General features: G+C 58.2%; 18 protein-coding genes. 14 read left to right on the top strand and 4 right to left on the bottom strand.

Annotation, left to right across the window (positions count from 1 at the left end):
• Positions 1 to 31: 31 nt before the first annotated feature.
• The 9 genes from AC3CHX_RS05525 to AC3CHX_RS05565 all read left to right on the top strand — a co-directional run bounded on the left by AC3CHX_RS05525 (position 32) and on the right by AC3CHX_RS05565 (position 9,991).
• Positions 32 to 1,759 carry an FAD-dependent oxidoreductase gene (locus tag AC3CHX_RS05525; RefSeq protein ID WP_488643087.1) on the top strand — a complete coding sequence of 576 codons (1,728 nt, stop codon included), beginning with the start codon at positions 32 to 34 and terminating at the stop codon, positions 1,757 to 1,759.
• Between the two features lie 112 nt (positions 1,760 to 1,871).
• Positions 1,872 to 2,933, top strand: coding sequence for a 2Fe-2S iron-sulfur cluster-binding protein (locus AC3CHX_RS05530; protein WP_488643088.1), 1,062 nt, complete (start codon positions 1,872 to 1,874; stop codon positions 2,931 to 2,933).
• A gap of 2 nt (positions 2,934 to 2,935) precedes the next feature.
• Complete coding sequence (locus AC3CHX_RS05535; RefSeq protein ID WP_488643089.1) at positions 2,936 to 4,579, top strand: FadD3 family acyl-CoA ligase; 1,644 nt, start codon at positions 2,936 to 2,938, stop codon at positions 4,577 to 4,579.
• Positions 4,580 to 4,705: 126 nt separating this feature from the next.
• Positions 4,706 to 5,446, top strand: a complete 741-nt coding sequence (locus tag AC3CHX_RS05540; protein ID WP_488643090.1) for an SDR family NAD(P)-dependent oxidoreductase — start codon at positions 4,706 to 4,708, stop codon at positions 5,444 to 5,446.
• Positions 5,447 to 5,456: 10 nt separating this feature from the next.
• Positions 5,457 to 6,227: an SDR family NAD(P)-dependent oxidoreductase gene (locus AC3CHX_RS05545; RefSeq protein ID WP_488643091.1), complete on the top strand. Its 771-nt coding sequence runs from the start codon at positions 5,457 to 5,459 to the stop codon at positions 6,225 to 6,227.
• Positions 6,228 to 6,237: 10 nt separating this feature from the next.
• Entirely contained in the window at positions 6,238 to 6,867 is a 630-nt protein-coding gene (locus tag AC3CHX_RS05550) for a nuclear transport factor 2 family protein (protein ID WP_488643092.1), read from the top strand.
• 10 nt (positions 6,868 to 6,877) lie between these two features.
• Positions 6,878 to 7,939 (top strand): alkene reductase, encoded by a 1,062-nt coding sequence (locus tag AC3CHX_RS05555; protein WP_488643093.1) that lies wholly within the window; start codon positions 6,878 to 6,880, stop codon positions 7,937 to 7,939.
• A gap of 9 nt (positions 7,940 to 7,948) precedes the next feature.
• Positions 7,949 to 8,413 carry a MaoC/PaaZ C-terminal domain-containing protein gene (locus tag AC3CHX_RS05560; RefSeq protein ID WP_488643094.1) on the top strand — a complete coding sequence of 155 codons (465 nt, stop codon included), beginning with the start codon at positions 7,949 to 7,951 and terminating at the stop codon, positions 8,411 to 8,413.
• A 135-nt stretch (positions 8,414 to 8,548) separates the two neighbouring features.
• The gene (locus tag AC3CHX_RS05565; RefSeq protein ID WP_488644724.1) at positions 8,549 to 9,991 is read left to right on the top strand and encodes a coniferyl aldehyde dehydrogenase; all 1,443 of its coding nucleotides are present in this window, start codon (positions 8,549 to 8,551) and stop codon (positions 9,989 to 9,991) included.
• Positions 9,992 to 10,109: 118 nt separating this feature from the next.
• On the opposite strand, the gene AC3CHX_RS05570 is transcribed toward AC3CHX_RS05565, so the two are convergent.
• On the bottom strand, positions 10,110 to 12,233 hold the full coding sequence (locus tag AC3CHX_RS05570) for an oxidoreductase (protein ID WP_488643095.1): 2,124 nt from the start codon (positions 12,231 to 12,233) through the stop codon (positions 10,110 to 10,112).
• A gap of 472 nt (positions 12,234 to 12,705) precedes the next feature.
• Here AC3CHX_RS05570 and AC3CHX_RS05575 point away from each other — a divergent pair, with 472 nt between their 5' ends.
• The 5 genes from AC3CHX_RS05575 (at position 12,706) to AC3CHX_RS05595 (ending at position 18,989) form a co-directional block, all read left to right on the top strand.
• Entirely contained in the window at positions 12,706 to 14,088 is a 1,383-nt protein-coding gene (locus AC3CHX_RS05575; RefSeq protein WP_488643096.1) for a DUF1329 domain-containing protein, read from the top strand.
• A gap of 38 nt (positions 14,089 to 14,126) precedes the next feature.
• Positions 14,127 to 15,728, top strand: a complete 1,602-nt coding sequence (locus AC3CHX_RS05580; protein ID WP_488643097.1) for a DUF1302 domain-containing protein — start codon at positions 14,127 to 14,129, stop codon at positions 15,726 to 15,728.
• A gap of 310 nt (positions 15,729 to 16,038) precedes the next feature.
• Positions 16,039 to 17,460, top strand: coding sequence for a spinster family MFS transporter (locus AC3CHX_RS05585; RefSeq protein ID WP_488643098.1), 1,422 nt, complete (start codon positions 16,039 to 16,041; stop codon positions 17,458 to 17,460).
• 164 nt (positions 17,461 to 17,624) lie between these two features.
• Positions 17,625 to 17,981 carry an aspartate 1-decarboxylase gene (gene panD / locus AC3CHX_RS05590; RefSeq protein ID WP_488643099.1) on the top strand — a complete coding sequence of 119 codons (357 nt, stop codon included), beginning with the start codon at positions 17,625 to 17,627 and terminating at the stop codon, positions 17,979 to 17,981.
• 234 nt (positions 17,982 to 18,215) lie between these two features.
• Positions 18,216 to 18,989: an SDR family oxidoreductase gene (locus tag AC3CHX_RS05595; RefSeq protein ID WP_488643100.1), complete on the top strand. Its 774-nt coding sequence runs from the start codon at positions 18,216 to 18,218 to the stop codon at positions 18,987 to 18,989.
• A 104-nt stretch (positions 18,990 to 19,093) separates the two neighbouring features.
• Here the strand turns inward: AC3CHX_RS05595 and AC3CHX_RS05600 are convergent, their stop codons facing one another.
• From AC3CHX_RS05600 to AC3CHX_RS05610, 3 genes are read right to left on the bottom strand one after another with little or no spacing between them, the layout of a single operon-like run.
• Positions 19,094 to 20,287, bottom strand: coding sequence for an MFS transporter (locus AC3CHX_RS05600; protein WP_488643101.1), 1,194 nt, complete (start codon positions 20,285 to 20,287; stop codon positions 19,094 to 19,096).
• A 45-nt stretch (positions 20,288 to 20,332) separates the two neighbouring features.
• The gene (locus AC3CHX_RS05605) at positions 20,333 to 21,298 is read right to left on the bottom strand and encodes a bifunctional OB-fold nucleic acid binding domain-containing protein/MaoC family dehydratase (RefSeq protein ID WP_488643102.1); all 966 of its coding nucleotides are present in this window, start codon (positions 21,296 to 21,298) and stop codon (positions 20,333 to 20,335) included.
• Positions 21,299 to 21,300: 2 nt separating this feature from the next.
• The gene (locus tag AC3CHX_RS05610; RefSeq protein WP_488643103.1) at positions 21,301 to 22,515 is read right to left on the bottom strand and encodes a thiolase family protein; all 1,215 of its coding nucleotides are present in this window, start codon (positions 22,513 to 22,515) and stop codon (positions 21,301 to 21,303) included.
• Between the last annotated feature and the right edge of the window lie 63 nt (positions 22,516 to 22,578).

A 22,578-nucleotide genomic window follows, 5' to 3' on the forward strand; every position in this document is an offset into this window, starting at 1 on the left:
CATTCGGCATCTGGTAACAGGGAGAGCGGTAGTGGAAGACGATTTCGATGTAGTGGTGGTGGGTTCGGGAGCCGGGGCCTTGCTGGCCGCTATCCGTGCTGCAGACGAGGGGCTCCGTGCCCTGGTGATTGAAAAGGCCGATGTGGTGGGTGGTACATCGGCCACCTCGGGCGGTGGTATCTGGATCCCGGATAACCACGACATGCCGCGTGTCGGTTTGCGCGACGGCATCGACGCTGCGTTTACTTATGTCAAGGCCTGCGCCAGGGGCTTGTCCAGCGACGAGCGGATTCTGGCGTATGTGGAAACGGCGCGCCGGATGGCACGCTACCTCGATCAGATTGGCGTGCATTACCGCAGCATGAGCAAATATGCCGATTACTACCCGACGATGGAAGGGGCGCTGCCGGGAGGTCGCACGATGGATCCGGTCGATTTCAATGCGGCCAGACTGGGCCTCGAAGCGTTGGCGCAGTTGCGTCCGACCAATCCGGGGCAACTGATCTTCGGCCGGATGACGATGAATGCCTTTGAAGCGCATTCCATCCTGTCGCGCGAACGCCTGGCCAAACTGAAGATCATGTGGATCATGCTGCGCTACGCGATCGACTATCCATGGCGTCGCAAGACCACACGCGACCGCCGCCTGACAGGAGGGCAGGCGCTGCTAGGCGGCCTGTTCACCGCCTTGCGCAAACGGAAGGTGCCGGTCTGGCTGAATACTTCATTGCAGTCGCTGCAGATGGAAGGCGGTCGCGTAACCGGTGTGGTCGTGGAACGCGACGGACAAACTACCGTGGTGCAGGCACGCAAAGGCGTCATGCTGGCCGCCGGTGGATTCGAGCGCAACCAGGCGATGCGCGAGCAGTACCTGCCGCAGCCTACCGATCAGGCCTGGACCGCCACGCCACCCGGCTGCAATACTGGCGATGCGATCCGCGCCGGTGCCAACGCCGGCGCTGCACTGCACCTGATGTCTCATACCTGGGGCGCGCCGACATTGTCGGTGCCCAAGGAGGACAAATTCCGGGCGCTCTTCGTCGAACGCTCTTTACCTGGTTGCATGGTGGTCAACGCCAAGGGGCAACGCTTCCTTAACGAGTCGGGCCCTTACCCTGAGTTCCAGCAGGCGATGTACGCCGACCATGCAAGGGGCGGCGCTGCGATTCCGGCATGGATCGTGTTCGATGGCGATTTTCGCCGCAAGTATCCGATGGGGCCATTGGCCCCGGGCGAGGCGATGCCGGACCACCGCTTGAGAAAAAGCTGGCGCAGTGTCGTGTACTGGAAGGACGATACGCTGGAAGGGCTGGCGCGCCAGATCAATGTTGACCCGGCAGGGCTGGTCGCCAGCGCGTCGCGCATGAACGATTTCGCAAAGACCGGTCGCGATCTCGACTTCGATCGTGGCGGCAATGTGTTCGATCGCTATTATGGCGACATCAATGTGAAGCCGAATCCGAATCTGGCGCCGATAAGCAAGGCGCCATTCTATGCGATAAAACTGTATCCGGGCGACATCGGCACCAAGGGCGGCTTGCTGACTGACCTGGATGCGCGCGTGCTGGATACATCTGGTCACGCTATCGAGGGTTTGTATTGCACCGGCAACAGTTCGGCCTCGGTCATGGGACCTGCGTATCCCGGAGCTGGTTCCACGCTGGGGCCGGCAATGACTTTCGCTTACCGTGCGGTAGCGCATATGGCGGGCAAGTCGATCGCGCTGGAACGCACGGATTTACTCGGGAGCCAGGGTTGAACGCCAAAAAAGCGTTTGCACCTGCTCGCAACCCCAGCGCGACGACACCGATATCGGGTTACGTTAGCGGCGCAGAAATTCGCGTCGACAATGCCATTCCAGGGATGGGGCTATGGCTATGACTACGCCGGACTCCCGTTATCACCGCTTGCGGGTACGCGCCGTGGTCGATGAAACCCATGATGCCAGGTCACTGGTGTTGGACGTGCCGGACGATCTGGCCGAAGTGTTTCACTACCGCCCCGGCCAGTTTCTGACGCTACGGCTGCCGGTGGAGGGGCGGCACGTGCCGCGGTGCTATTCGATGTCGAGCGCGCCATCAGTCGATGACGCGCTACGCGTGACGATCAAGCGGGTGAATGGCGGGCGCGGTTCGAACTGGGTATGCGACCGGGTCAAGGCCGGCGACACGCTGGAAGTGCTGCCACCGTCTGGTGTCTTCACGCCGCGCACGCTCGATGGCGATTTCCTGCTGTTTGCCGGTGGCAGCGGCGTGACGCCGGTATTGTCCATTCTGCGCTCCGCGCTGACTAATGGCTGCGGGCGCATCGGCCTGATTTACGCCAATCGTGACGAGCGCTCGGTGATTTTCCGAGACGAATTGAACGCATTGTCCGATGCGCATCCGACACGTCTGCAGGTGATTCATTGGCTTGATTCGGTGCAAGGCGTGCCGTCGGTAGCGCAACTGGCAGAGCTTGCCAAATCCTGGCTTCACGCTCAAGCCTTCATTTGCGGACCGGCACTGTTTATGGATGCGGCCGTCGCCGCGCTGCAGGGCGTGGAAATGGCTGCCGGGCAGATCCATGTCGAACGTTTCGTTTCGTTGCCGGATGAGGAAGAGACAGCGGCAGCCAGTGCTTTAGCGGCGGCGGCAGTGCAGCTTGACGGCGTTGAGCACGCCGAGCTTGAGATTTTACTCGACGGCGTGGTCCACACCATTCCGTGCGGCGGCAACGAGACATTGCTGGACGCCGCCTTGCGTGCTGGATTGCATGCGCCACATGCGTGCCAGGCCGGGATGTGCGCCTCCTGTAGGTGTCAGGTGGTGGAGGGCAAAGTGCATCTGCGGCACAACGACGTACTTGACAAGAAAGATCTTGCCAAGGCCTGGACATTGGGCTGCCAGGCGATTCCGATGAGTAACCGTGTGCGCATCAAGTTTCCGGAGTGATAATGACAAGCAAGTATGAAGTGCAAGGCAATCCGCAGGCGAGTTCGCCGCAAACATTGCCGCAAATGATCCGACGCGCCGCCGAGCGGTTTCCGCAACGGCCGGCAATCGTCGATGGTGTAGTGTCGATTGACTATGCTGACTTGGTTCGCAGGGCCGAGCGGGCGGGATCCGCTCTGATCGCACTGGGAGTGGAGGCGGGGGATCGGGTAGCGATTTGGGCGCCGAATCTGCATGAATGGATTATCGCCGCCTGCGGCATTCATGCCGCAGGTGCGGTGATGGTGCCGATCAACACCCGTATGAAAGGGGCCGAGGCGGCCGACATTCTTGAACGTAGTCATACCAGGGTGTTGTTCTGCATTGGTGACTTCCTGGGCCAATATTATCCTGCTCTGCTAGACGGTTTGCGTCCTCCCGGGCTGGCGCATGTGGTCGTCCTGCGCGATGGCTTTGTGAGCACAGCTGGAACGACCGGCGTGTTGCACTGGGATGCTTTTCTGGAACAGGCCGATACGGTTCCACTGTCGCGCCTGCATGAGCGCGAACGCTCGCTCAACGCAGGGAGTACCGCTGACTTGATGTTTACCTCGGGTACCACCGGGCGTCCCAAGGGTGTGATGGCGGCACATGGGCCGACAATCCGCGCTTTTGGCGAATGGTCGAATGTGGTGGGGCTGGATGAAGGTGATCGCTATCTGATCATCAATCCGTTTTTTCATGCCTTTGGTTACAAGGCAGGATGGGTGGCTGCGTTTATCCGTGGCGCTACAGTCTATCCATGCCAGGTGTTCGACGCCGGGGAGGTATTGCAACGCATTGCACAAGACCGCATCAGTTTTCTGCCGGGGCCGCCAACACTGTTCCTGAGCATGCTTGCGCATCCACAACTGAGATCGTTCGATATCAGTTCGCTCAAGGCATCATGCACTGGTGCGGCCACGGTGCCACCGATCCTGATCACGCGCATGCGCAAAGAACTGGGTATTCGTACGGTCACCACCGCCTACGGCCTGACTGAATGCGGCGGTTGCGCCACGTTGTGCGATCCGTCGGATAGTGCCGAAACGATCGCCACTACTTGCGGCAAGGCGCTGCCCGGCACGGAGGTGCGTTGCGCCGATGAGCACGGGCAAACTGTCGCAACAGGCCAGCCCGGAGAGGTACTACTGCGTGGCTATCACGTGATGCTCGGTTATTTCGAGGATGAGGCGGCCACCCGCGAAGCAATCGATAGCGACGGCTGGCTGCACACAGGCGACATCGGCGTGATGGACGAGCGCGGCTACCTGCGCATTACCGATCGTTTGAAGGACATGTTTATTGTCGGCGGCTTCAACTGCTATCCGGCCGAGATTGAACGGATGCTGGCGGAGCATCCAGCCATAGCACAGGTAGCCGTGGTCGGGATGCCTGATGAACGCATGGGAGAGGCCGGTTGTGCTTGCGTGATATTGCGGCCGGACATGTCGCTTACCGCCGAGGAGCTGGTGACATGGTCGCGTCAGCGTATGGCGAACTACAAGGTGCCGCGCTACATGCTCGAGTGTGCGTCTTTTCCGCTGAATGCGTCCAATAAGGTACTCAAGCGCGAGCTGTCCCAAATTGCCCAAAATCGATTGACGCAGAGCTTGACTGTGAAATGACCCGGTGCGGCGTACCGGCTCGGTAGTCTCATCGGACGATGGTGCCTGCGTCCGTCGTCGGTACGCTACGTTAGCAAAGATGTAGATCAAAGCATCAGCCATTTAAATTAAATAGGAGTGCCGCATATGAAACTATCTGGAAAAGTAGCCTTGGTAACCGGCGCAGGACAAGGCATGGGACGCGCCATTGCGCGCTTGTTCGCGCAACACGGCGCCTCGGTCGTCGCCGTTGATCTGAATCTGGCTGCGGCCGAAGAAACTATCTCCCAAGACAACAAGGAAGGCGCATGCATTGCCCGCAACGTCAATGTGACAGACAGTGCGGCCGTGAAGACGGTGTTCGACGAAGCGACCGCAAAATACGGCCATATCGACATCGTTGTCAATAGCGCAGGTATAGGCGCGATGGACACACTGGTGGAAACGCCTGATGAAAATTGGGCGCGCGTAATCGGCGTCAACCTGACCGGCACGTTCTATTGTGTGCGCGAAGCGGTACGCAGCATGAAAGCCACCGGCACGCGGGGATCGGTGATTAATCTTTCCAGCACAGCAGCCATGACCGGCGAGGGTCCGCCGCACTATTGCGCCGCCAAGGCCGGTGTGATGGGTTTGACACGTAGTGCCGCAAAAGAGGTCGCTTCGATCGGTATTCGCATCAATACGATCGTACCGGGACCGACCAATACGCCGATGATGCAAGACCTGCCCGATGAGTGGGCCGATGCCATCATCAAGGCGGTGCCGATGGGGCGCATGGGTGAGCCGGAAGAAATTGCCTGTGTGGCGCTGTTTCTGGCCAGCGAGGAAAGCAGCTTCATGACCGGTCAGAACGTCGCGGTCAATGGCGGCATGGCATTTATTTAAGGAGCCGGTCATGACAGGAAGATTACAGGGCAAGGTCGCATTTATTTCGGGTGGTGGCAGCGGCATCGGCGCCGCTACCGCAGCGCGTTTCGCACAAGAAGGCGCGACCGTCGTCATTTGCGGCCGCCGCAAGGAATTGCTGGATCAGGTGGTGGCGCAGATTGTCAAGGACGGCGGCAAAGCCGAGGCAGTACAGGCCGACGTCGGCAACGAGGCCCAATACACTGCAGCCATCGAAGGCGCCGCCCAGCGCCATGGCCGATTCGACATATTGGTCAACAATGCGATGGCCTACACCTGGGGTGCGATCGAGGCGATGTCAACCGCGGATTGGCGCGCTAACTTCACGACTTCGGTCGATGGCACGTTCTGGGGAACCCGCAGCGCGATGAAACTGATGAAGGTTGGTGGTGGTTCGATCATCAATCTATCATCGATCTGTGGTGTGCTCGGCACGCCGTGGATGGCCGGGTATTCTGCGGCCAAAGCAGCGATCATCAACTTTTCGCGTGCCGCTGCAGCAGAGGGGGCGGCAAACAACATTCGCGTCAACGTCATCGTTCCTGCGGTGGTCGAGACCCCGGCCACTGCCGGCATGCTGTCTGAAGAAAAATCGCGACGCAATACAGAAAAATTGATCCCGATGGGACGTGTGGGGCAGCCGCTTGAATTGGCTAACGCGATCCTGTTCCTGGCCAGCGATGAAGCGTCCTACGTTACCGGCGTGGCGTTGCCGGTCGATGGCGGACGCTCTGCGGTGTTGGTCACGGCGCTTGAGTGAGGTAATGACGATGAGTGTAGAAACAATCGAAGCACGTCTCGATCGGCTGGAGTCGATCGATGCAATTCGCCAGTTGGCGGCCAAGTATTCGCTGTCGCTGGATATGCGCGACATGGATGCGCATGTCAACCTGTTCGCGCCCGATATCCGGGTCGGCAAAGAGAAGGTCGGTCGCGCGCATTTCAAGGCATGGCAAGCGGACACGCTGCGCGACCAGTTCACCGGCACCTCGCATCACCTCGGTCAACACATCATCGAATTCAAGGATAGCGATCATGCCACTGGCGTAGTCTATTCCAAGAACGAACATGAGTGCGGCCCCGAGTGGGTGATCATGCAGATGTTGTACTGGGACGATTACGAGCGCATTGACGGCAGCTGGTACTTCCGGCGCCGCCTGCCTTGTTACTGGTACGCGACCGACCTGAACAAGCCGCCGATTGGCGACATGAAGATGCGCTGGCCTGGCCGCGAGCCGTATTCGGGGACGTTCCATGATCTGTTTCCTTCATGGACGGAGTTCTGGGCCAACCGGCCTGATAAAGACAACTTGCCTGAGGTGGCCGCTCCGGCGCCGCTGGAAAAATTCCTGGAGACCATGCGACGCGGTACGCCAGCGCCGCGGATCCGGGTCAGATGAAGGTATGACGATGATGAATCAATTGTTTGAGCCCGTTATGTTGGGTGAATTGCGTTTGGCCAACCGTATCGTGATGGCCCCGATGACGCGCAATCGCGCCACTGCCGATGGCGTACCGACCGATATCATGACGCAGTACTATGGTGACCGTGGCGATGCAGGCTTGATTGTGGCCGAAGGCACTTGGCCCAGCGCTACGGGCCAGGCCTACTGCCGCCAACCGGGCATCGCCACAGCGGCGCAGATTGACGCTTGGCGCCGGGTCACCGATGCAGTGCATGCTCGCGGCGGTCTGATCGTATTGCAAGTGATGCACGGCGGCCGTATTGGCAGCCGCCACATCAAACCGACCGGCGTTGAGACAGTAGCACCGTCAGCCCTGCGGGCCGCAGGCGAGGTGTTCACAGACAGCGCTGGCATGCAGCCGTACGACGATCCCGGAGCACTCAGCATTGACGCAGTGAGGGCGGTGGTGCAGGAACACAGGCAGGCCGCGCTGAACGCGCGCGCAGCGGGCTTCGACGGGGTCGAACTGCATGGCACCAGCGGCTACCTGCCGATGCAGTTTCTCAGTTCCGGCACGAATCTGCGTACCGATGAATACGGCGGAAACGCTGCCGCTCGTGCACGGTTTGCCTACGAATGCCTGTCGACCATGGCAGCAGCTATCGGCCCCGGTCGCGTCGGCTTGCGCCTGAATCCCGGCAACACCTTTAACGACACTTCCGACGAAGATTCCGCCGCTACGCATGCCGAGTTGATGCGCCAGGCTGCGCAACTGAATCTGGCTTACTTGCATGTGATGCGTTCGCCGCTGCCAACCATCGATGCATTTGCGCTGGCCCGCGAGCACTTTGGCAATCGACTGATTTTCAATGACGGCTTTGGCGTGGAAAGTGCCGAACAGGTGTTGGCTGGCGGCGCAGCCGAGGCGATCTCCTTCGCGCGCCACTTCATCGGTAACCCGGACCTCGTCCAACGCCTGCGCCGGGGGCAGGCATTGTCGAAGTTCGATCGCAAGTTGCTGTATACAGCCGGTCCTGACGGCTACAGCGATTATCCCTGCGCCTGAGGAGGGCCTATGACGACAAGTATCAGATACTGGGAAGACATCGCACTTGGCAAGACCGAACAATCGACCGAAAATTTCACGTTGACGGCGCAGGCAATCAAGGAATTTGCCGGTCAGTGGGATCCTTTCCCGCCGCATATCGATGAAGCCGTTGCGGCACGCACCCCGATCGGGCAGCTGTTCGCTGCTGGCGTCCACCTGCTGTCGATCATCATCCGGCTTAGCCACACCATCCCGCATGAGGAAACGTCGTCGATTGCCGCTCGTGGCTGGGATCAGGTCCGTTTTCATCGCCCTGCTGTGGTCGGCGATGTGTTGCGTGCACATGTCACGCATCTGGAGCGCAAGGAAGACCGTCGCCCCGAACGCGGTGTATTGGTCACCCGCTTTGCGTTGCTTAACCAGCGCGACGAGGTGGTGTTGAGTTTTTTTAACAACGTGGTGATGCTGCGTCGACCCATTGCCTCAGAGTAGGAATTGACATTTCCGGAGCCAGTCTGACCGGGAACAAGCTGTTCGTTGACGGGCGCAGCCATGTCAATGGCGTGACATGGGATACTGAGGTTTACAAGATCAGAGGAGATTGAAAGAATGGTCGACACAAAAGATATGCCTGCCACAACAACAAAAAGCGGTATGACAACGATCCGTGTGTTGCTGGATGCGCAACGAAGTGCCTTCAATGCCGAGGGGATGGTAAACGCCACTACGCGCAAGGCGCGGCTGCAGCGCGCGATCGACATGCTGGTGCAATACAACGACGCGTTGTGCACGGCGATGGAAGAAGACTTCGGCGGACGGTCGCCGGTGTTTTCAATGATGAACGATATCTTGGGGTCATTGGGCTCGCTCAAGCATGCGCGTGACCATCTCGAGCAATGGATGCCGGTGCAACAGCGTCCGAGCGTCGCGCCGTTCGACAGCTTTGGCGCGACCGCCTGGGTGCAGTACCAGCCCAAGGGCGTGGTCGGCATTATCGGCACCTGGAATGCGCCGTTGTTTACGCTGATGTCACCGCTGGCGAGCGTGTTTGCCGCCGGCAACCGCGCGGTGCTGAAGCCGTCCGAGGTCGCGCCGCGCACCGCTGAGGTGCTGGTGCGCGCGGTCGCCGAATTTTTTGCCCCCGACGAACTGGCGGTGGTCACCGGCGATAGCGAAGTGGCAGCCACATTCAGTGCGCAACCGTGGGACCACCTGGTGTTCACCGGTTCGACTGCGGTGGGCAAGGCAGTCATGCACGCGGCGTCAGCCAACCTGGTCCCGGTGACGCTGGAACTGGGCGGAAAATCGCCGGTGCTGATCGGCCGCAGCGCCGATATCCGCAATGCGGCAGAGCGCATCGCGGTCGGCAAGGGCGCCAACTCCGGGCAATTGTGTGTCGCGCCCGATGTCGTCTGGGTGCAGGAGGAGCAACTTGACGCACTCGTCGTCGCACTGAGCGAATTTTATATTGGCTTGTTCCCGACCATCGCCGACAATCCCGATGTTGTCCCAGTCGTCAACCAGCGCCATTTCGAGCGGGTCGCGGGGTATGTCGCCGATGCCCGCGCACGCGGCGCGCGCGTCGACATTGTCGGCGCACAACACGCCAGTCCGGCCGACGGCAACCGCCGCATGCCGCTGCACCTGGTGATCGATCCGCCGGCTGACAGTGTGATTGCAAGAAATGAGATTTTCGGCCCGGCGCTGATGATCAGCAGTTACAAGAAAATCGATGATGCGATCTGCGCGATCAATGCCGGTGAAAGGCCGCTTGCGCTGTATTACTTCGGCAGTGACGAAGCCGAGCTGCAGTGGGTGCTAGACCATACGCTGTCTGGCGGCGTGTCGATCAATGACGTGATCATGCATCCGGCGCTGCACGATGCGCCGTTCGGCGGCGTCGGCGCCTCCGGTATCGGCCACTATCATGGGCTTGAAGGCTTTCTGGAGTTCAGCCATGCGCGCAGCGTGTACAAGGCAGGCCAGCAAGACCCGCGTCGTGAATGGGGCATGCTGCCGCCGTACAGCGAGCAGTTCAAGCAGATGATCCGCGATGCAGTGACGCGCTGAGAAAGCGGCGAGTTCTCGGGTTTTGTTCCAGCCGTCGCTAGTGTCCTGAATTGTTTGAAAAACCGGCCAACATGGTAGTGGCCGATTCTACACATCTGCAAGGTGTGGCAGGTCAATACTAGACCAAGCGACCGATCCTGTGCCCTTCGTGCATAGCGCCTTCGATATAGCCGACGCTGTTGCAATCACCCACTGCGTCAACTGGCACGCCAGAGTTCGATAGCAACTGCATGACGCTATCATCGGCTTCAGCGCCAATGGCCAGCACGACGGAATCGGCAGCAGTACGCTGATCAACGCCTTCCGCGTCGCGCCATAAAACTTCGCGTGAGTTGATCTCGAGCACAGTTGCATTGCGGTATAGCGTGCCGTGCTGCTCCACGGCTTCGAGCACGCGCCAGCGACGCACGATCGATAGCTCCCGGCCGGGTTTGTCGGTCGGCTCGAGCACGATCACTTTTCGGCCCCGCGCTAGCAGAAATTCTGCCAGTTCCAACCCAACCAGACCACCGCCGACGATGACTACTTGCTTGCCCAGCGGCATCCACAGTTTCGATAGGCTTTGCAGTGCCTGCCGACTGTCGGTCACCCGCAGTATGCCGCCAGCCTTGAACATGGCGCGTTGCGCAAGATTGAGCTTGGCGCGTGCAATCTCATCGGCGGCATCGTTGGTCATGAGCCGGCGTAGTTCGTCGCCGCTCCAGACATGCGATTGGCCGGCGCCGGGAATCGCGGGCGCGGCGCGGCGTGCGCCCGTGGCGACAACGATGGCATCGGGTTTGAGTTGCGCTACCAGCTCCTGCGTAATCGGTGTGGACAGCCGTATTTCGATTGGCAGTTGATGTACCTGTTCAATTAGATAATCGAGCAAGCGGCCGTTCTCCGGATAGGCCAGCGCTGCAAAAAATAGCGTGCCGCCCAAGCGATCGCTGCGTTCGACCAATGTCACGCGATGGCCGCGAGACGCTGCCACCCGGGCAGCTTCCATGCCGCCAGGGCCGCCGCCGACCACTAGAATATGGCGCGGCGTTGGTGCAGGTTCAATGGCAGCTTCGAACTCATGACCGGTCATCGCGTTGACCGAGCACTTGACCCGCTGATTGATGAATATCTGACTCACACAGGCATAGCAGTAGATGCAAGGCCGTATATCTTGCGGGCGATTCTGCATCAGCTTGATTGGAATGTCGGGGTCTGCCAGTAATTTGCGCGCCATTGCCACAAAGTCGAACCGCCCGTTTGCGATGCCCCGCGCCGCTACTTCCGGGTCAATGCGTCCTGCCGCGATGACCGGCACCGACACCGCTTTGCGGACTGCTGCGGCGTAATCGATGAACCCGCCCGGTTGATGCACCAGCGGCGCTTCGGTGAAGGCCGTGCCCGTCGTGATGGTGGCGTAGGCCGATACACTGATCGCATCGGCGCCGGCTTGTTCGGCCAGCTGCGCCGTCGCCACGGCATCAGGCAGCGTGATGCCGCCGGTGGTGCGCAACTCTTCTCCATCTAATCTCACCCACACCGGGAAATCGCCGCCGGTGCGCGCCTTGACGGCGCGTATGGTTTCCAGCAGCAGACGCGCGCGGTTCTCCAGCGGTCCGCCATATTCATCATCACGTTGGTTGTAGTAAGGCGACAGGAAGCCGGCAAGTATGTAGGTGTGTGCTGCGTGCAGTTCCACTCCGTCAAAGCCAGCCTTTTGCGCCCGCTCCGCGGCAGCAGCGAAATACGCGATCATCTGTTCAATGTCGGCATTATCCATCACACGGATACGCGGCTTCTGACGCCCCATGCCACCGACAAAAGTGGACATTTCTTCCTGGGTCAGCGCCCCCAGGAAGTTGGTTTTTGATGTTGGTGGCAAGGAGGGGACCCACATCTCCCGACCGGCTGCCAGATCACGGGTAGCCGTTTTGCCAGCATGTTGCAACTGCATCGCGATTTTTGCACCGTGACGGTGAGCACGCGCGGCAATCCCAGCCAGGCCAGGAATGAACTCATCATGTGACACGCCGACCTGATACGGTTCAGCAGTGCCATGGGGAAATGCGACTGCGCAGACACCCATGATCAGCAAGCCGGCGCCACCCTTGGCGCGCGCCTCATAGTAGGCTTGAATGCGTTCTCCGCAATGACCGTCGGCCTCGGCGAAATTAGAGCCCATAGGCGCCATGATGATGCGGTTGCGCAGTTCAAGCGACCCGATGCGGCCGGGTTCCAGAAGGGGAGAAAACGGATTATCCATGGGTGTGTCTCAGGCTATCTGAAAAGTGAATGTCCGATTATGGTGTTACGAGCTTGTGCGGGTAATCGTCCATATGGACGACGATACGAAGCAGGGCTGACGATACGGCGCTTAAGAGGTGGTAGCCGGCCTTCCAATTCAGGAGGCGACTAGTCTTTTTTGCAATAGTCGGAATCGTTCTCCGGCTTGGCCGACTTTTAGGTTTCAACGGCTATTTTTAAGTTCATCAATCAGCTTTTTTCTTGGCCACTTTCTTTGTACCAATGTGGCCCATGGTCTTGAGCGGCATCAGCGTATCGCCGAGCAAGTGGGTGATTCCCTCAAGGCGTACAGTCGGAGTAGTTCAATCAGACGATGAGGCGAGATTAACGTCATTTAACAATAGGTCAGGCGGAATTGACAACCGCTTTCATCAATAGTAAGCGGACGCAGTTTTAGCCAACCCATTTTCTAGGTTTAGACGGAGACTTTCATGAAAAAGATAATATCCTGGGCACCCGCAGCAGTTGCTGCGATGGCCATGCTACTGGCTGGTGAAGCCATGGCGAAGGTGACGGCCGCCGAGGCGGACAAGCTTGGTAACGAACTCACCTGCGTGGGCGCCGAGAAGGCCGGCAATAAGGAGGGGACGATTCCGGAATACTCGGGCAAGTGGCTGGGCACGCCGCCAGGTATCGACTATAAGCCGAATGTCGGCCAGCACCCGGTCGACCCGTATCCGAATGACAAGCCGTTATTTACCATCACGGCTGAAAACATGTCGCAATACGCATCCAAACTAAGCGAGGGTGAAAAGGCGATGTTCGCCAAGTATCCCAAGACTTACCGCATGCCGATCTACCAGGGACGGCGCGACTTCCGTTACCCCGATAAGGTTTGCGCCACGGCCAAGAAGAACGCTCTCGAGGCGGAATTGATCGACGGCGGCATGGGCGTCAAGGGCGCCAAGGGTGCGACGCTTTTCCCGATTCCGAAGAATGCGATGGAGGTCTTATGGAATCACACCTTGCCGTTCCGCTCCTGGAACGAAGATACGGTGCGCGACTTTGCCAATGTTGATCCAAAGGGTGGCATTTCATGGGGGCGAGGCTGGAATCGCGGTCTGTCCATGGTCAACGACCCTGCGACCATCGGTCAACCGCTGGGACCCGTGCAAGCCTATACGCTCGCCATAACGCAGCTGCCCGAGCGGGAAAAGGGCCAAGTGTCGTTATCGTCCGAACCGAACGATTTTGCCACCGCAAAGCGCCTGGCGTGGAGCTATGATCCAGGCACGCGCCGTGTACGTCAGTTACCGGAGTTTGGCTTCGATCAGCCTTTGAACGGAACTGGCGGCAAGATGACGATCGATTCCGATCGCCTTTTCAACGGCTCGCCTGAGCGCTACAACTGGAAGTTGCTTGGCAAGCGCGAGATGTACATTCCCGCCAACGCGTACAAGATCCATGGCAATCATGTGAAATATGCGGATCTGGTTAAGCCGGGTCATGCCAACCCCGATTACATGCGCTATGAGTTGCGTCGCGTATGGGTTCTGGAGGCGGCGCTGAAAGCGGATTATCGTCACCTATATGCCAAGCGCGTGTTGTTCCTTGACGAGGATACATGGCACGCAGTGATGTCTGACTATTATGACGCCCGCGGTCAGCTTTGGCAGTTTGGCTTGATTAACTACTATTACGCATTCGACATGCAGGCCTGGCAGGCGGGAACCAGTTTTTATTACGACTTGAATTCGGGTGGGTATGTCGCTTACAACCTGTTCCAGGAAGAAAAAAAGGGACCGATCCTGAACCGAGGTGACTTGAAACCCGCCATGTTTACGATAGAAGCCTTGCGCTCCATTGGTAACTGAGTCAAGTACCAGAAACCGATAAATCAGGAGAAAAAATAATGATAATTGGGAAAAAAATCACCCCTGTTGCAGCAGCCATTCTTACGTTGTGCGGGGGGGCACCTGCGTTCGCAGGAGAGCCAATTGATTTTGACAACGGGATGAAGCTTGACTGGCACGCCGATACGACCTACACGTTGTCGACTCGCGTCAAAAACGCGGATCCGGTGTTGGTAAAGAATAACGGCACCAATGACGGCGACAACAACTTCAAGAAAGGTGCTTTGACGTCCAACAACTTGGGGCTATTGCTGAACGCCACGTTGTCGAAGGGAGATAGTGGTTTGGTCATGTCAGGGAGTACCTTCTACAATGACGTGTACCACCACAGCAATGACAACACGCGTCCATTTGTCGACCAACCGGGACCCGTCAACGAATTCACGCCAGAGGCGCGGCGTTATCATGGCGGCTACAGTCGTATCCTCGATGCCTATGGTTACACCTCATTCAATTTGGGTGACACCAGCAGCGCTACGGTACGTGCCGGCCGCCACGTGGTTTCCTGGGGCGAAGCCATGTTTTTCCCGGGGATTGCTTTTGCTCAAGGACCTGCGGATGGCACCAAGGTAGGTATTCCAGGTGCCGAGACCAAGGATCAGCTGTTGCCGGAAGACCAGGTATCCACGATCATCAAGATCAACAATCGTTGGTCCTTGCTTGGGCAGCTCCAGTATAACTGGCACGAAACCCTTGCTCCCGCACCGGGATCTTTTCTGAATACTTCTGACGGCGTCGGTCCTGGGGGTACCTGCCTTAGCATTTATATAAATAATAAATGTTCATTCGGCTTACGCGGCCCTGATGAGAAGCCGAAAACTTTCGGACAATGGGGCGTGGGAACGCGTTACCGCATCACTGACGAAACCGAGTTGGGACTGTATTATCTCAACTACAAGGATCGCACGCCACTGCCGGAAATTAATGCATTTAACAGTACTTACAATGTCCGATATTTTGACAACATCAAGCTGACTGGTGCATCGCTCAGCACGACCTTCGGCATAATGACGCTTGCGGGGGAGTTGTCTTATAAGCAGGGAGCGCCGGTGTTAGTCAACACTGTCGTCAGCCCTGCGACAAGAGCAACGGTTCCCAACCCGACCCGGGCTGATGTCACGCAGCTTAATATCAATGCATTCGCCAACTTTGGCCGCACAGCGATCGCTGATTCGATGCTGCTGCTGGGGGAAATTGCTGCAGTCAATGTGTCGAACGTTCAGGCAGCCAAGGCACCCGGGGTGTCGGCGTTTGGAGCGGCAGCTGCATTCTTTCCGGCTACCAACAGCCTGAGCTTCGGTCAGAATTCGGTGGCGGTAACCGGTCAACTGGTGCTCGGTTACCCCGGTATCACCAACGATTGGGATCTTACGGTGCCGATTAGCTACTCGCAGCAGTTGAAGGGCCGCAGTCTGGTGGGCGGCGTCGGTGGGCAGGGCGACAAACGCGCCAGTATAGGTGCAACGTTCACCTACAAGAGCAACTTGCAGGTTGGCCTGACGTATCTGGCATATATGGGTTCGCCGGATGTGAGGCTAGCGACTAATCGTCTTCTGACTGATAGGGATACGCTCTCGCTGGTGATGAAATACTCGTTTTAAGCGATTACCGCACTCTCGCTTTCAGGCCCGCTCGACGACAGCAGGCCTGTTTTTTTGGGTGGTTTGTTCCACGGCACTTTTTTGTTGATACGAGCATGCTTATGCTTGCGGACGCACGCGGCGGCACGGCTGAGAAACGGCTGAGAAACGGCTGAGAAACGGGGTAGCGCTGTGCAACGAAGGTTTCTCGTTAACCTGAAACCGGAGTTTGGGTAGTCCGAATGGGGTATGTTGCTAGTGTTGAGTTCAGCGATGCTCATGTCAATCTTATTGCAGCATAGATGCGCTGCCGGTCGTGGGTATCCATGCCATGAGCGCCGAGAAACGTCGTACGAAAATTTTATTGGCACGACGCAGGGTTGCGCTTTGCTACAACACAAGAGATTCTGGAGAGAAAATGATCGCCCCCAACAACCCCAATCGCCGCAGTCACTACACACTGCTGATCTTATTGTTCGTTTATGCGATGAGTATGGTTGATCGGCAGATCATGGCGGTATTGATCGAGCCGGTAAAAAGGGAATTCGGCGTCTCAGATACCGCAATGGGCTTTCTGACCGGCCTCACATTCGCACTGTTTTATAGCGTAGTAGCTGTGCCGTTCGCTCGTTATGCCGATCGCTCGAATCGACGCAATTTTATTGCTTTGTGCTGTTGCGCGTGGAGCGTAATGACGGCATTGTGTGGCCTGGGAACCAGCTATATGCACTTGGCATTGGCGCGCGCGGGGGTGGCGGTAGGCGAGGCCGGTGTCTCAGCTCCTTCGATGTCAATGATCGCCGATCACTATCCACCGCAGCAACGCACGCGAGCTATGAGCGTGTTCATGTTGGCGCCGCATTTGGGCGCATTGGTTGGCCTTGGTCTAGGGGGCTGGATTGCCTACAGGTACGGCTGGCGCAGCGCATTTCTATGGATGTCCGTGCCAGGCGTCATTGCGGCTTTGTTGCTGCGCTTTACCGCAGTGGAACCGATACGCGGGACCTGGGATGTGGCCGCCAGGCAGCAGACAGGCAGAACCGAATCGTTCGGGGAAGTGATGCGCGACTTATTGCAGTCCAATGAGTTCAAGCGCATTTCGCTGGCAGGTTTGCTGCTGGGTTTTGCCGGTTACGGCATTGGCATATGGAATACTACGTTCCTGGTTCGTTCACACGGATTGAACCTGAAAGATGCGGGTATGATCGTCGGTGTCGTTGGGGGACTCACTGCTATCGTTGGCGGGCTGTTCAGCGGCTGGCTTTGCGATCGGCTCTCCCTGCGCGATCCACGCTGGCAGCTCGGGGTACCAATTCTGGGCACGATAATCGCGTTGCCAATGGGTATTATTTATTTCCTGTACCCGGCTGGAGATCCCTGGATGATCGGTTCCATCATGGTACCCAGGGCCATGATTTTTAGTACGATATTCTCTTTCTTTTCGGTGTGGTGGGCCGCACCGAGCTATGCTGCCCTGACTGCTATCACTCGTCCGGACCGTCGATCCACCGTGCTGGCCATCTACGGCCTTGGCATTGCTATGGTAGGGGGCGGATTGGGTCCGCTGGCGGTGGGGATGCTCAGCGATGCCTTGACGGGCATTGCGGGTACTGATGCGTTGCGCTGGTCGCTGGTAGTGATGGTTTCTATCTACTTTTTCGCCGTACTTGCGTTTATCTGGGCAATGCTCCCTTACAAGCGGGCGCTGGCAGCGCAGCATGCGGCATCCCAGATACTTGCAGCGACCGCGTAATGCCTAACCTGAATATTGCATAAAAAGGGCAAGAATTGCCGTAAGGGTATTGTCAAACTGCGAAGAGAGAAACGCGAAATTGGCGATACCTGTAAAAGTAGTGAAAGTAATACAGGCAGCGAAAGCGGCAAAACCGATACCATCGAACAAAGGAGAAAGAAGTAATGCAACGCATCATGCTGCGCGCGAAAATTCATCGCGCAACCGTCACCCAGGCCGACCTTCACTACGAGGGATCATGCGGAATCGACGAAGACCTGCTGGAAGCGGCTGACATCCGTGAATTTGAAAAAATCGAACTCTACAACGTCAATAATGGACAGCGCTTTTCGACCTACGCGATACGTGCGCAACGTGGCAGCGGCGCAATTGCACTGAATGGTGCCGCGGCCCGTTGCGCCCATCTGGGCGACTTGCTGATCATTTGCACCTACGCGCCGTGCGCGGATGCCGAGGCAGCAACCTATGTGCCGAAGGTGGTGTTTGTCGATGACAACAACCGCATCACGGGTATGAAATAAGTAAAACGGAGTAAGCAGGCCGCATTGCAGCCAGTCTGTATCTTCCGCGGCCTTGCCATCATGGTACGAGCATGCTTATGCTTGCGGACGCAGGACGTCCCGGTGTACCGGTACCCCCATGTGCCAATGCGTGACGGACGGTCGTGTGCCAGGTATCGTCCGTTTGTGGGTCATTGCGCTAGCTTTGCAACGCCACAATACTTACCAGATTATTCAAAGCATACAGGAGTACACATGGGTACTATCGCAATCACAGGTTCGGGTTCCGGCATCGGTGCCGCCACTGCTGCGGCGCTGCAGGCGGCAGGTCATACAATCATCGGTATCGACGTACGCAACGCGGATCTGAGCGCCGATCTTTCGACTCGGGACGGGCGTACACAAGCGGTGGCGGCCGTTCTGGAGCGCTGCGGCGGCGTGCTCGACGGACTGGTTTTGTGTGCCGGCCTGGGACCGCAGGTGGAACCTGCTGCGCGGATCGTGTCGGTCAATTACTTCGGTGCGGTCGAGGTGCTTGACGGATTGTTGCCTGCGCTTTCGAAGGGCACCAATCCGGCAGCGGTGGTCATATCATCAGTGTCGTCGGCGCATCTGAACTGGGACAAGAACCCGCTTGCCGCAGTGCTGGAAGCTGGAGACGAGGCAGCGGTTGCCGCCATCGTCGACGGGACTGGAGAGAAACGCGGCCAAGTCGCCTATGCCGCCTCGAAAAATGCGGTCACGGTGGCGGTACGCAAGCGTGCAGTCGATTGGGGCCGGGCCGGTGTGCGCCTCAATTCCGTGGCGCCGGGCGTGGTGGAAACACCTTTGCTGCAGGCTGGTCTGGATGACCCGCGTTATGGGAAGGCTATCCGCGATTTCGTCGCTCCGATCGGGCGCTGCGCCAAGCCGCAGGAAATCGCATCAATGATCGCCTACCTGCTGAGTTCGCAGGCCAGCTTTGTTCATGGCGCGCAATTCTTTATCGATGGTGGGGTTGATGCCATGATGCGGCCGACGCAGTTCTGAGTCAGGCGACCGTCAATGGGCTGGAAGCCGTTATACAGTGATGGGTTCCAGTCTATTTGATCCACCGCAAGCATCGTGCACGAAGGCGTACCATTGTCAATTTCTCAGGCGGAGGGACCGGCGCTTTCGCGGTTCAGATCGGGTTGCATGGAAACCAGAGGCGGCTGCCGATTTCCAAAGGTGTTGACGATGACCGGCACCAGTGACGAGGCGAGTGCCAGACCGAGCAATGCGCCAAAGCTGCCGTCACTCAGCAAATATCCCGCCAGGCCAGGACCCACCATCGAACTGAGGGCAAATACTCCGGGCACCAGTACGATGGCCCGGCCGCTCGGATCGGTGCGGGCAATTGCGGCGGTCTGGAATACGCAGCCGCAGGTGAATGAAAATTCCCATATCCAGGCGCCCAGCGCGAACGGCATAAAGCTCTTGCCGGTGGCCAGCAGGAACAGTCCGAGACTAATACCGGCCATCACCAGCAGGAACGACTGGCGTTGACTGAGGCGATCACCGGCAATGGCGACCGAGAATGCGGCAATGCCGCCGAGCAGTTTGAGCACTGCAAATACCAGCCCCATTTCGGTTTGCGCGATTCGCAGGCTGGAGCCTATGCGTTCGAGGAAAGCCCATAAGCCGATGTTTCCGAGCAGGAACAGGAAAAACACAAACAGCGTAAACCACGATGCCGCCGGGAGTGCGGATTTGGATGGCGGCTCAGCGCTTGGGGCCGTTAGCGGCCGAGTCGGTACCCATAATGCAGAGAGGCCAAGCAGCGTCACCACGGCAGCCAGTCCGAGCGCTGCGCCGTGATATTTCCAGGTCGCAATCAGCAGTGGCGGCAAGATAAATAATACGGCGGAAGTGACCGAGAGTTCTACGCCCTGACGAACGCCAAAGGCGCGCACTTTATTGGGCAGGTCGGACAGGATGCGCATGCCCAGGCATGTCATGGTCGAGGCAAAGAATCCGATCAATGCCCATATCAAATACAGCGCGTCCAGGCGCTCAACGGTGGCGCTGAAGGCGAACGATGCGGCAGTGCCCGCGGCGCTGATAATGGTCAGCAGACGCCAGTTCAGTCGATTCATCCAGAATGGCGCGCCCAGAGTACCGACAAGATAGCCGGCGAAACAGGTCGAGCCCAGCAGGCCAACCGTTTTCGAATCCAGCGCAAAAGAATCGGCCATGCTGCCCAGCATGACCGGCAGTGAGTTAAATGGTAATCCGCCGATGGTTGAAGCGAGGCTGGCCGACAGCATAATGGCGAACAGCGTCTGATCCCGCAGGGGAGTGCTCATGTTTTGTCTCCACTTTTTTATAGTTGTATTTGATGCCTGCTACGTTTACATGTAGAGGATGACCAGGTCGTTGATGACCGATGGGCGGTCCTGACCGACCACGTGGATGTTGATCTCGGTGGACATTTGCACGCCGCTTTTGACCTGCTCGACCGACTTGATGCGGTAGCGAGCGTGGATGCGGCAACCGGAAGGTACCGGCGTAGCGAAACGCAGACGGTCCGATCCATAATTCACCATGTTGTTGAAACCGGTAACTTCGTAATCCAGCGGCAGCTTGAGGCGGCTCATCAGCACCTGTACCAATGCGCCGTGCGCGATGGTGGTGCCGAACGGGCTTTCGGCGCGGGCTTTTTCAGGGTCGGTGTGTATCCAGTAATCGTCGCCTGACAGCGCCGCGAACTGATTGATCAACTCTTGGGTAACCAGAAATTCAGTGGACCAGCCCGAGAAATCCTGAGACACCAGCGAACGCATCGCCTCAATATCGTTGAATGGAATCCGACGGCGCGGCGCGGACACCGTGCCGGTGGATACCCCGTTAGTCAGCGACGCGGCATCGGCATCAGCGGTCTGCTCTGCGGAAATCAGGTCCGGGTGCGTAGACTCAACAGCGGTATAACGCAGCAGGGTGACTGCGCCGGGACGCTCGTCGAAAACCGGGCGCACACGCATGCCCACACGCAGCGCGCTCTCATCGATGCCGACCAGCGTGGTATTCAAATGCGGCCCTTCATCCAGTTGCACCACCGCTAGCTTTTGCGGCATCTCGTCAGAGAATTCGGGGAGAGTAGGGACGCGCGCCACGGTGTAGGTATAGACGGTGCCGGTGCCGGAGATGTCGCGCCAGCGCAAGTTGCTTGATGCGCAGGCAGAACAATGCGCGCGCGGAAAAAATATCCAGTGGCTGCAATCATTGCATTGCTGTATGCGCACCTGATGTGCTTTCAGGCCTTCCCAGAATGGTGCGGAAATTGGCGTGGGTTGAGGTAATGGTTTGTTCCAGCTCATGCTTATGCTCCTCGCAGGATCAGCGCACCCTGCTCACTCATGACACCACCGGTGCCGGATACGTACGCCAGATCGTGGCGCGCCAGTTGACGTTCGCCTGCACGTCCCTGAATCTGATGGATAGCTTCAATGACTTGCGTCATACCGCCGGCGGTGCCGGTCTGACCGAAACTCAATTGTCCACCGTGTGTGTTCATTGGAAAATTGCCTTTGAAAGTGAAGTTGTTTTCACGCAGGAACTGCATGCCTTGTCCTTTTTCGCAAAACCCCGCATCTTCAAGCGAGAGCATCACGGTAATGGTGTAACAGTCGTAGATTTGCGCCATATGCACATCGGCGGGCTTGATGCCAGCCATGGAAAAGGCTCTGCGCGATGCCGGGCCAATCGGTGTATTGAGCATGTCCTTCGCATAAGTCGGCGATTTGGATTGCACATGCTCGCCGCAACCGATGATTTGTACGCCGCGATGTTTGCAGCGACGTGCAATGTCGTCGCGGGTAACGATGACGGCCGCGCCGCCGGCTACCGGCATCACGATTTCGAGCATGCGCAGCGGTTCGGCGACCATGCGCGAACCCAGCACGTCGTCGATCGTGATCGGCTGTCCATAAAACATCGCTTGCGGATTGTGGCAGGCGTTGAAGCGCTGATCCACTGCGATGCGTGCCAGCGCAGCGGCGTCGTAGCCGTGAACCGCTGCGTAGCGTTGCGCAATCATTGCATAGCCGGTGTTCTGCGCCATGTGACCGTAAGGCAGGTCCATCTCGGCTTCCGGTGCACCGTAGTGGGTGCTATGACCGCCGAAGCGGGATGCTTTCATCACTTGCGCAGCGTGGTCGTCCTGGATACCGAGTGGGGCCATGCGTGAAGGAATCACGCACAACACGGTATTGCATAAACCAAGCTCGATCGCCGCCGCCGCACGCCAGATCATGCCGACCGAGCTGGCTCCGCCCAGATCAATCACCTCAGCGAAATTAAGTGGCACGCCCAGATACTCACCCACCATGGCCGGCACGAACATGCTGGCTTCGTGAAACTGCGGCCCCGGTACTACCAGACCATCCACGTCCCGCAACTCCAGACCTGCATCGGCCAGTGCCTGTCCTGCCAGATCGGCCACCTGTTCCAGGTGGAACATGCGTGGCGCGGTCGAATATTTTTCCGGTTTATATTGCGCGGCACCGACGAGCGCGGCCTGTCCTTTAAGTCCCATGATTTTCCCAGTTATCTGCGCCGGCTCAGGCTGTTGGGCCGGCAATCCAACATACATGCATAT

Source organism: Glaciimonas sp. OK215 (assembly GCF_057787885.1).